The organism is Pseudomonas sp. NPDC087615 (assembly GCF_044743445.1).
Taxonomy (GTDB): Bacteria; Pseudomonadota; Gammaproteobacteria; order Pseudomonadales; family Pseudomonadaceae; genus Aquipseudomonas; species Aquipseudomonas baetica_A.
This window is the reverse complement of record NZ_JBIUWM010000078.1, coordinates 1-8,894: the sequence shown is the minus strand read 5'-3', so window position 1 is coordinate 8,894 and position 8,894 is coordinate 1. Positions and strand designations below refer to the sequence as shown.

At 57.4% G+C, this 8,894-nt stretch carries 7 protein-coding genes; 1 reads left to right on the top strand and 6 read right to left on the bottom strand.

Annotated features, from left to right (window positions below; translation table 11 throughout):
* Positions 1-175: 175 nt before the first annotated feature.
* The 5 genes from carA to grpE form a co-directional block, all read right to left on the bottom strand.
* On the bottom strand, positions 176-1,312 hold the full coding sequence (gene carA, locus ACIOU6_RS25600) for a glutamine-hydrolyzing carbamoyl-phosphate synthase small subunit (RefSeq protein ID WP_401139322.1): 1,137 nt from the start codon (positions 1,310-1,312) through the stop codon (positions 176-178).
* A gap of 257 nt (positions 1,313-1,569) precedes the next feature.
* Complete coding sequence (gene dapB, locus ACIOU6_RS25595) at positions 1,570-2,376, bottom strand: 4-hydroxy-tetrahydrodipicolinate reductase (protein WP_221730604.1); 807 nt, start codon at positions 2,374-2,376, stop codon at positions 1,570-1,572.
* A gap of 9 nt (positions 2,377-2,385) precedes the next feature.
* A complete protein-coding gene (dnaJ, locus tag ACIOU6_RS25590) occupies positions 2,386-3,510 on the bottom strand; it encodes a molecular chaperone DnaJ (protein ID WP_221730603.1) in 1,125 nt (374 codons plus the stop codon).
* Positions 3,511-3,806: 296 nt separating this feature from the next.
* Positions 3,807-5,723 (bottom strand): molecular chaperone DnaK, encoded by a 1,917-nt coding sequence (gene dnaK / locus ACIOU6_RS25585; RefSeq protein WP_221730602.1) that lies wholly within the window; start codon positions 5,721-5,723, stop codon positions 3,807-3,809.
* 102 nt (positions 5,724-5,825) lie between these two features.
* Positions 5,826-6,392: a nucleotide exchange factor GrpE gene (gene grpE / locus ACIOU6_RS25580; protein ID WP_401139319.1), complete on the bottom strand. Its 567-nt coding sequence runs from the start codon at positions 6,390-6,392 to the stop codon at positions 5,826-5,828.
* Between the two features lie 240 nt (positions 6,393-6,632).
* Here grpE and recN point away from each other — a divergent pair, with 240 nt between their 5' ends.
* A complete protein-coding gene (gene recN, locus ACIOU6_RS25575; RefSeq protein WP_401139317.1) occupies positions 6,633-8,306 on the top strand; it encodes a DNA repair protein RecN in 1,674 nt (557 codons plus the stop codon).
* A 75-nt stretch (positions 8,307-8,381) separates the two neighbouring features.
* Here the strand turns inward: recN and fur are convergent, their stop codons facing one another.
* The gene (gene fur / locus ACIOU6_RS25570; protein WP_221730599.1) at positions 8,382-8,786 is read right to left on the bottom strand and encodes a ferric iron uptake transcriptional regulator; all 405 of its coding nucleotides are present in this window, start codon (positions 8,784-8,786) and stop codon (positions 8,382-8,384) included.
* Positions 8,787-8,894 lie beyond the last annotated feature (108 nt).

Below are 8,894 nucleotides of genomic sequence, written 5' to 3'. Positions count from 1 at the left end.
GGCCAGCGCCGAGAATCAGGATGCTTTTAATGTCTGTACGTTTTGGCATGGGTTTGTCACTCAAATCCGCAGGTCAGTCGGCAAGCCGTCTTGATCGATTTCTGAAGTCTCGAGGGGGCCGCCGGCGTCGGGGCCGCCCTCGAAGGGCTTCTCTCTACAGTCTCAAGGCGAGCGCTTAGCGTCGCTTGGCCATCTCGTTGATGAAGCGGTCGAACAGTGGCGCGACATCGTTCGGGCCGGGGCTCGCCTCAGGGTGACCCTGGAAGCTGAACGCGCTCTTGTCGGTGCGCTCGATGCCTTGCAGGGTGCCGTCGAACAGCGATTTGTGAATCGCGCGAACGTTGGCTGGCAGGGTTTCTTCGTCTACCGCAAAACCGTGGTTCTGACTGGTGATCATCACGACACCCGTGTCCAGATCCTGCACCGGGTGGTTGGCACCGTGGTGACCATGGCCCATTTTCAGGGTCTTGGCACCAGAGGCCAGCGCCAGCAACTGGTGACCGAGGCAGATGCCGAATACCGGAGTTTCGGTTTCCAGCACGTCCTTGATCGCCTGGATCGCGTAGTCGCACGGCTCCGGATCACCAGGGCCGTTGGACAGGAACACACCGTCCGGCTTCAGTGCCAGTACGTCAGCGGCCGGAGTTTGCGCCGGCACCACAGTAACGCGGCAGCCGCGCTCGACCAGCATGCGCAGAATGTTCAGCTTGACGCCGAAGTCGTAGGCAACGACGTGGCAAGGCAACTCGGAAGCTTCGATGGTCGCGTGGCTGTCGGTTTTCAGATCCCAGACAGTGGAACGCCATTCGTATTGGGCCTTGGTGCTGACGACTTTCGCCAGATCCATGCCCTTGAGGCCCGGGAAGCCTTGCGCGGCGGCAATGGCGGCTTCTTCGGAAATGTTGTCACCAGCCATGATGCAGCCGTTCTGCGCACCTTTTTCACGCAGGATGCGGGTCAGACGACGGGTGTCGATACCGGCGATTGCCACAACGTTGTTGGCTTTCAGGTAATCAGACAGGGACATCGTGTTACGCCAGTTGCTCGCTACCAGCGGCAGGTCACGAATGACCAGACCAGCGGACCAGACGCGGTCGGATTCGGCATCTTCAGGCGTGGTGCCGGTGTTGCCGATGTGCGGGTAAGTCAGAGTAACGATCTGTTGGGCGTAGGAAGGATCGGTAAGGATTTCCTGATAGCCGGTCATTGCGGTGTTGAACCCCACCTCCCCACCGGTTTGACCGTCGGCTCCAAGGGCTTCGCCGCGAAAAATGCTGAAATCAGCAAGGGCAAGTATGGCTGGCTTAGTCAAGAAGACCTCCCGTAAATAACTCATGAAAGGGCGATCGCAGGTTGTAAAAAAGCGGAGTGACGTATGGACACGTCACCCCGCTTCTTCACTGAATTATTCTGCTCGCTTTTAGTGGACACACTAAAGCTGTAGCTTACAGAAAAAGGCTTTTTTGGTCCACCGCTAAAGAGCCTAAAAGGCCGGAGAATGCGACAGGACGTCGTTCAGTGGAGAAAATCCAGCGCATACAGGGCGTTTGCGCTGGATTCAGCAGCAACTCAACGCAGGTCAAGAACGTCCTGCATGTCATAAAGACCCGCCTCGCGACCATCCAGCCACAGCGCCGCTCGCACCGCACCCTTGGCGAAAGTCATGCGGCTTGAAGCCTTGTGGGTGATCTCCAGACGCTCCCCCTCGCAGGCGAACAGCACCGTGTGATCCCCCACCACATCTCCACCACGAACAGTGGCAAACCCGATGGTTTCACGCTCGCGCGCACCGGTATGACCTTCACGACCGTAGACCGCCACTTTCTGCAAGTCACGATCCAGCGCACTGGCGATGACCTCGCCCATGCGCAACGCAGTACCCGACGGCGCATCGATCTTGTGGCGGTGGTGAGCCTCGATGATTTCGATGTCGGCATCATCACCCAACACGCGCGCCGCCATATCCAGCAGCTTCAGCGAAAGGTTGACGCCTACACTGAAGTTGGCGGCAAAGACGATGGGAATATCCTTACCCGCCTCGGCCAGCAGTTGCTTCTGCGCAGCATCCAGCCCGGTGGTGCCGATAACCATGGCCTTGCCTGCCTTGCGGCAGAACGCCAGATTTTTCAGCATCACTTCCGGCAGCGTGAAGTCGATCAACACATCGAATTCATCAGCGACCGCTTCCACATGACCGGAGAGCGGCACGCCAATTCGCCCCAGCGAAGCCAACTCACCGGCATCCACCCCGATCAGCGTGCTGCCAGGACGGACGACAGCGGCAGTCAACCCGGTCAGAGGCGCGCGCTGCTGCACGGCCTCCACCAGAATTTTGCCCATGCGCCCGGCGGCGCCCATCACTGCAATACGTCGCATGCCGACTCCTTACAAATCGCCGAAGAAGCGCTTCACACCGTCAAACCAACCCGTGGTTTTCGGCGAGTGGCTGTTGTCATCTGCCAAGGAGCTGCGGAACTCCTCCAGCAATTCGCGCTGACGACGATTCAGGTTGACCGGCGTCTCGACCGCTACACGGCACATCAAGTCGCCCGCACCACCGCCACGCACCGGAGCCACACCCTTGCCGCGCACGCGGAACTGCTTGCCGGTCTGGGTACCTTCAGGGATTTTCAGTTTGACGCGACCGTCGAGGGTCGGAATTTCCAGCTCGCCGCCCAGCGCTGCATCGACAAAGCTGATCGGCACTTCGCAGAACAGATGCTTGCCGTCACGCTGAAAGATGTCGTGCTCCCGCACATTGATGACTACATACAGGTCGCCAGTCGGACCACCTTGAGTACCCGCCTCGCCTTCGCCGGACAGACGAATGCGGTCGCCGGTATCGACGCCGGCCGGCACTTTGACCGACAGGGTTTTGTACTCTTCAACGCGGCCATCACCGTGGCAGGAGTCGCACGGATCGGAAATGATCTTGCCCTGGCCATGGCAACGCGGGCAGGTCTGCTGCACCGAGAAGAAGCCTTGCTGCATGCGCACCTGACCGATACCGCCACACGTCGGGCAAGTCGAAGGTGACGAGCCTTTTTTGGCCCCCGAACCATCGCACGGCTTGCAATTGACCAGTGTCGGAACGCGGATATTCACGGTTGTGCCGCGTACCGCTTCCTCCAGATTCAGTTCCAGGGTGTAGCGCAAGTCGCTGCCACGCTGAGCGCCGCCACGGGAACCACCGCGACCGCCACCGAAGAAGTCACTGAAGACATCACCAAAAATGTCGGAGAAGTTCTGACCACCGAAACCGGCACCGCCCCCCCCCATGCTTGGGTCGACACCGGCATGACCATACTGGTCGAACGCCGCGCGCTTGCTCGAGTCGGACAATACTTCATAGGCCTCATTGGCCTCTTTGAACAGTTCTTCCGATGCTTTGTCATCGGGATTACGGTCCGGGTGATGCTTCATCGCCAAACGGCGATAGGCCTTTTTCAGGTCTGCGTCGCTCGCGCCACGCTCAACACCCAACACCTCGTAATAGTCACGCTTTGCCATAAGTCTTTGCACTCTTAAGGACGTTCGGCAAACCCCTCCTGAGCCTCGCCAAACTCGTTGAGCCCCAATACAGGCCCGGACCCAACTCACGTCAATTCAACGATCCTGGTCTGTGATTCATGCGGTACTTTCGACGTGAAAAGCAGGAGCATTTTCAGCCATACCGCCAGCATTCGAACGCTGTCGCATGCTGTAAAAATTCGCGTATTCCAGATACGCCAACGCGGGAGCAAGCTCCCGCGCGGCGACATCCTACCAGTCACCGCCTAAAGGCAGTCAACCGGCCGACCAACAACTTACTTGTGGTCTTTGACTTCTTCGAACTCTGCATCGACCACGTCTTCCGCTTTCTCAGCCGATTCGCCTTGCGGGGCTGCGCCATCAGCTGGCTGAGGCTGTTCGGCGTACATCTTCTGAGCAACTGGAGCGGAGACTTTCGACAGCTCTTCAACTTTAGCTTCGATGGCAGCCTTGTCGTCGCCTTTAACGGCGGCTTCCAACGCAACCACAGCGGCTTCAATCGCAGTCTTCTCTTCGGCGCTAACCTTGTCGCCAGCTTCGGAGACCATTTTGCGAGTCGAGTGAACCAGTGCATCACCTTGGTTGCGGGCGGCGGCCAGTTCTTCGAACTTGCGGTCTTCGTCAGCGTTGGCTTCGGCGTCACGCACCATGCGCTCGATTTCTTCGTCGGACAGACCGGAGTTAGCCTTGATCACGATCGACTGAGTCTTGCCGGTGGCCTTGTCTTTCGCACCAACGTGCAGGATGCCGTTGGCGTCGATGTCGAAAGTCACTTCAATCTGCGGCACGCCACGTGGAGCGGGTGGAATGTCGGCCAGGTCGAACTTGCCCAGGGACTTGTTCTGTGTGGCTTGCTTACGCTCACCTTGCAGAACGTGAATGGTCACAGCGCCTTGGTTGTCGTCGGCAGTCGAGAACACTTGCGATTTCTTGGTAGGAATCGTGGTGTTTTTCTCGATCAGCGCGGTCATCACGCCACCCATGGTTTCGATACCCAGGGTCAGCGGGCTGACGTCGAGCAGCAGAACGTCTTTCACGTCGCCAGCCAGAACAGCGCCCTGAATCGCAGCACCCATGGCAACAGCTTCGTCCGGGTTAACGTCTTTACGTGCTTCTTTACCGAAGAAATCGGTTACCAGTTTCTGTACCAGCGGCATACGAGTCTGACCGCCGACCAGGATCACGTCGTTGATCGCGCCAACGTCCAGACCAGCGTCTTTCATGGCGATGCGGCAAGGTTCGATGGTGCGCTGAACCAGGTCTTCAACCAGAGCTTCGAGCTTGGCACGCGAGATCTTGACGTTCAGGTGCTTAGGACCGGTGGCGTCTGCAGTGATGTACGGCAGGTTCACGTCGGTCGACTGAGCGGACGACAGCTCGATCTTGGCTTTCTCAGCGGCTTCTTTCAGGCGCTGCATGGCCAGCGGATCACCTTTAAGGTTCATGCCGCTTTCTTTCTTGAATTCGTCCACGAGGTAGTCGATCAGACGAATGTCAAAGTCTTCACCGCCCAGGAACGTGTCACCGTTGGTGGCCAACACTTCGAACTGGTGCTCACCGTCAACTTCAGCGATCTCGATCACGGAAACGTCGAAAGTACCGCCACCCAGGTCGTAAACGATCACAGTGTGATCGCCTTTGGCCTTGTCCATACCGTAAGCCAGAGCGGCAGCGGTTGGTTCGTTGATGATACGTTTTACGTCCAGACCGGCGATACGGCCGGCGTCTTTGGTCGCCTGACGCTGGCTGTCGTTGAAGTAAGCCGGAACGGTGATTACCGCTTCGGTCACTGGCTCGCCGAGGTAGTCTTCGGCGGTCTTCTTCATTTTCTTCAGAATTTCAGCCGAGATTTGTGGCGGGGCCATTTTCTGGCCGTTCACTTCAACCCAAGCGTCGTTGTTATCAGCCTTGACGATCTTGTAAGGGACCATCTGGATGTCTTTCTGCACAACTTCTTCGTCGAAACGACGACCGATCAGACGCTTTACGGCGTACAGAGTGTTGTGCGGGTTGGTAACAGCCTGACGCTTGGCCGACTGACCTACCAGAATTTCGCCATCGTTGGCGTAAGCGATGATCGACGGCGTGGTACGCGCGCCTTCAGCGTTTTCAATAACTTTTGCTTTGCCGTTTTCCAGCACGGAGACGCAGGAGTTGGTAGTCCCCAGGTCGATACCGATAATTTTGCCCATGTTAACTCTCCCGAAACTTTGGATTTGGATGCCGCAGCAGTGGTGGCTAACTGCGGTAGCACTTAAACGCTTGACTTCTAAATGGGGGCCTTGCGGCTAATTTCAAGCCTGCTCATCAATAGAAGGCGAAACTGGCACAGGCGCCTTGCTGACCACGACCATGGCCGGGCGCAACAAGCGGCCATTGAGCTGGTAGCCCTTCTGGAACACCTTCAGAACGCTGTTCGGCTCTACGTCGGCGCTTTCCTGCATGGCCATCGCCTGATGGTGAACGGCATTGAACGGTTCGCCATGCGGATCGATCGCTTCAAGCTGATAACGCTTGAGGGTGTCGTGAAACATTTTCAGCGTCAGCTCGATCCCCTCACGCATCGGACGAATACTTTCGTCGTCCGGGTTCGACAGCTCAAGGCCGCGCTCCAGGCTGTCGACAATCGGCAGCAGGTCACTGGCGAATTTTTCCAACGCAAACTTGTGCGCTTTCTCGACGTCTTGCTCGGCACGACGACGGACGTTCTGCAGATCAGCGGCAACACGCAGAGACTGATCCTGCGCGGCGGCCAATTGCTCTTCGAGCACTTGTACACGGGTCGCCAGGTCGTCACCCGAACCCTCGGGCGCCGGATTGGCTTCTGGGTTTTGCTTATCTACTGTCTGTTCGTCAGCCATAGAATTCTCCTTTCAATATCGTCCGCGAGTTCGACTCGCGCTTCTGTCCCGATATATGGGGCCGCAAAATCAGGCTTCAAGGGGCTTCAATGATTAACCCTACAAAAAAGTGCCGCTTTCACATTCCTCGATGCGCTAAGAAATTTTTCCGTTCAAGCGAATCGAGCTAAGAGGGGGCATTGTCAGCCCGAAACAAAACACTGTATAAATAACCAGACCTAAAGCCTGGGAGCGGCCTTTATGCTGGTGCACCTGTCTGTACACAACTACGCCATCGTTGAACATCTCGATCTCGAACTTGATCGCGGGATGAGCGTGATCACAGGGGAAACCGGCGCAGGCAAATCGATCATGCTCGACGCCCTGGGCCTGACCCTTGGCGATCGCGCCGACAGTGGCGTAGTGCGCCCGGGCGCCGACAAGGCCGATATCCTGGCGACTTTTGATCTGGTCGATATTCCCGAAGCCCACGCCTGGCTGGCAGAACGCGATCTGGACATCGACGGCCCCTGCATCCTGCGCCGAGTCATCACCAGCGAAGGTCGTTCACGCGGCTATATCAACGGCACACCCTGCCCGCTGGGTGATCTCAAGGCCCTCGGCGAATTGCTGATCGATATTCATAGTCAACATGAACACCAGTCCCTGCTGAAAACCGACACCCATCGCCGACTGCTGGACGAATACGCTGGCGCTACCGACCTTGCGCGCCAAGTGCATCTGGCCGCGCAACGTTGGCGCCAGACACGCCAGGAGCTGGAGCGCCTCTCCAATTCCGGCGACGAACAACGCGCGCGCCATCAACTGCTCAGCTACCAACTCGAAGAACTGGAAAATCTCGGACTCGGCGATAACGAACTCGAGCAGTTGGAGCAAGAACACAAAAATCTGACCAACGCCGAAACCTTGCTGGGCATTTGTCGACAAGTGGTCGAGCAATGCAGCGAAAGCGATTCCGGTAACGTGCTGAATGCGCTGACCGCCAGCCTCAATCGCTTATCGAGTGTGAACAATTCAGTCGGCGCACTGGGTGAAGCAAGCAGCTTGCTGACCAGCGCACAGATCCAGGTTGAAGAAGCCGTTGGTGAACTCAATCGCTTCCTTGATAACTTCGATGCCGATCCGGCTCGCCTGCAATATCTGGAAGAGCGACTGGATGCCATTTACACGCTGGCGCGCAAGCACAGGATTCAACCAACCGAAGTCAGCGAAATGCAGCAAAAACTGCTGGATGAAATCGAAACTCTCAATGCCAACGACGAATCCATCGAGCGCTTGAGCGAAGAGCTAGCCTCCTATGCTCGTCATTATCAAGAGAAGGCCCGCGAGCTGAGTGATTTGCGCCATCAGGCGGCCGGCAGCCTCGCCAGCGCGGTAGAGCTGGAGATTCAACGCCTGGGCATGCCGGGCGGGCGATTCACCATTGAGTTGCGCGCCAACAGCAGCGAAGAACTTCTGCCCAACGGGCTGGAGCAAGTCGAACTGCTGGTCAGCGCCAACCCCGGTCAACCACTGAAGGCACTGGCGAAAGTGGCGTCCGGTGGCGAACTGTCACGTATCAGCTTGGCAATTCAAGTGATTACCGCGCAAACCTCCCGCGTCCCCACACTGGTGTTCGACGAGGTGGACGTGGGTATTGGCGGCCCGACCGCTGAAATTGTCGGCCAATTGCTCCGCCGCCTCGGTGAACGCGGACAGGTTCTGACAGTGACGCACTTGCCACAAGTGGCGGCGCAAGGTCACCAACACCTGTTTGTACACAAAGTGCGCGGCGAACAGGCAACCCACACTGCTGTCTCCAAGCTGAGCAAGAACGACCGAATAGAAGAAGTGGCACGCATGCTGGGCGGCATCGACCTGACCAAGGAATCCTTGGCGCACGCGAAAAAGATGGTCGTCACCGCCAAAGTTTAAAGATGACTGAAAGCACGAAGGCGACCCTTGGGTCGCCTTCGCTCGTTTCGCGAACCTGAAATTCGCGCGACATGCTTACTTTTTCTTGCGTACGTACAGCACCAGGTTGTGATCCACCAACTCGACACCGTGCTCCTCGGCAATTGCATTCTGGAGTTTTTCGATTTCAACGCTGATGAACTCGACGACTTCACCGGTTTCAACGTCAACCATATGGTCGTGGTGCCCACCATCGGCCAATTCGAATACCGCGTGGCCACCGTCGAAGTTGTGACGGACCACGAGACCAGCCGCTTCAAACTGGGTCAGGACACGGTAAACCGTGGCCAGACCGACGTCCTCGCCAGCCTCCATCAACGCCTTGTAGACGTCCTCGGCACTCATGTGACGCTGCTCGGTAGAGTCGAGCATTTGCAGGATCTTGACCCGTGGCAGGGTCACTTTAAGGCCGGCTTTGCGTAGTTCGCTATTTTCAACCAGGGTTAGCTTTCTCGCGATGCTGCTTCGCAGCTTCTCTTAATGCGGGTATGATCGGCGTTTACGTTGTCCGAGCCAAGATAGTGGAAGTCGCCGACCGATGCAATTCTC

Coding starts and splice junctions, on each gene's coding strand:
- dapB (WP_221730604.1), bottom strand. CDS start 2,376: ATGCGACGTATTGCAGTGATGGGCGCCGCCGGGCGCATGGGCAAAATT.
- dnaJ (WP_221730603.1), bottom strand. CDS start 3,510: ATGGCAAAGCGTGACTATTACGAGGTGTTGGGTGTTGAGCGTGGCGCG.
- dnaK (WP_221730602.1), bottom strand. CDS start 5,723: ATGGGCAAAATTATCGGTATCGACCTGGGGACTACCAACTCCTGCGTC.
- grpE (WP_401139319.1), bottom strand. CDS start 6,392: ATGGCTGACGAACAGACAGTAGATAAGCAAAACCCAGAAGCCAATCCG.
- recN (WP_401139317.1), top strand. CDS start 6,633: ATGCTGGTGCACCTGTCTGTACACAACTACGCCATCGTTGAACATCTC.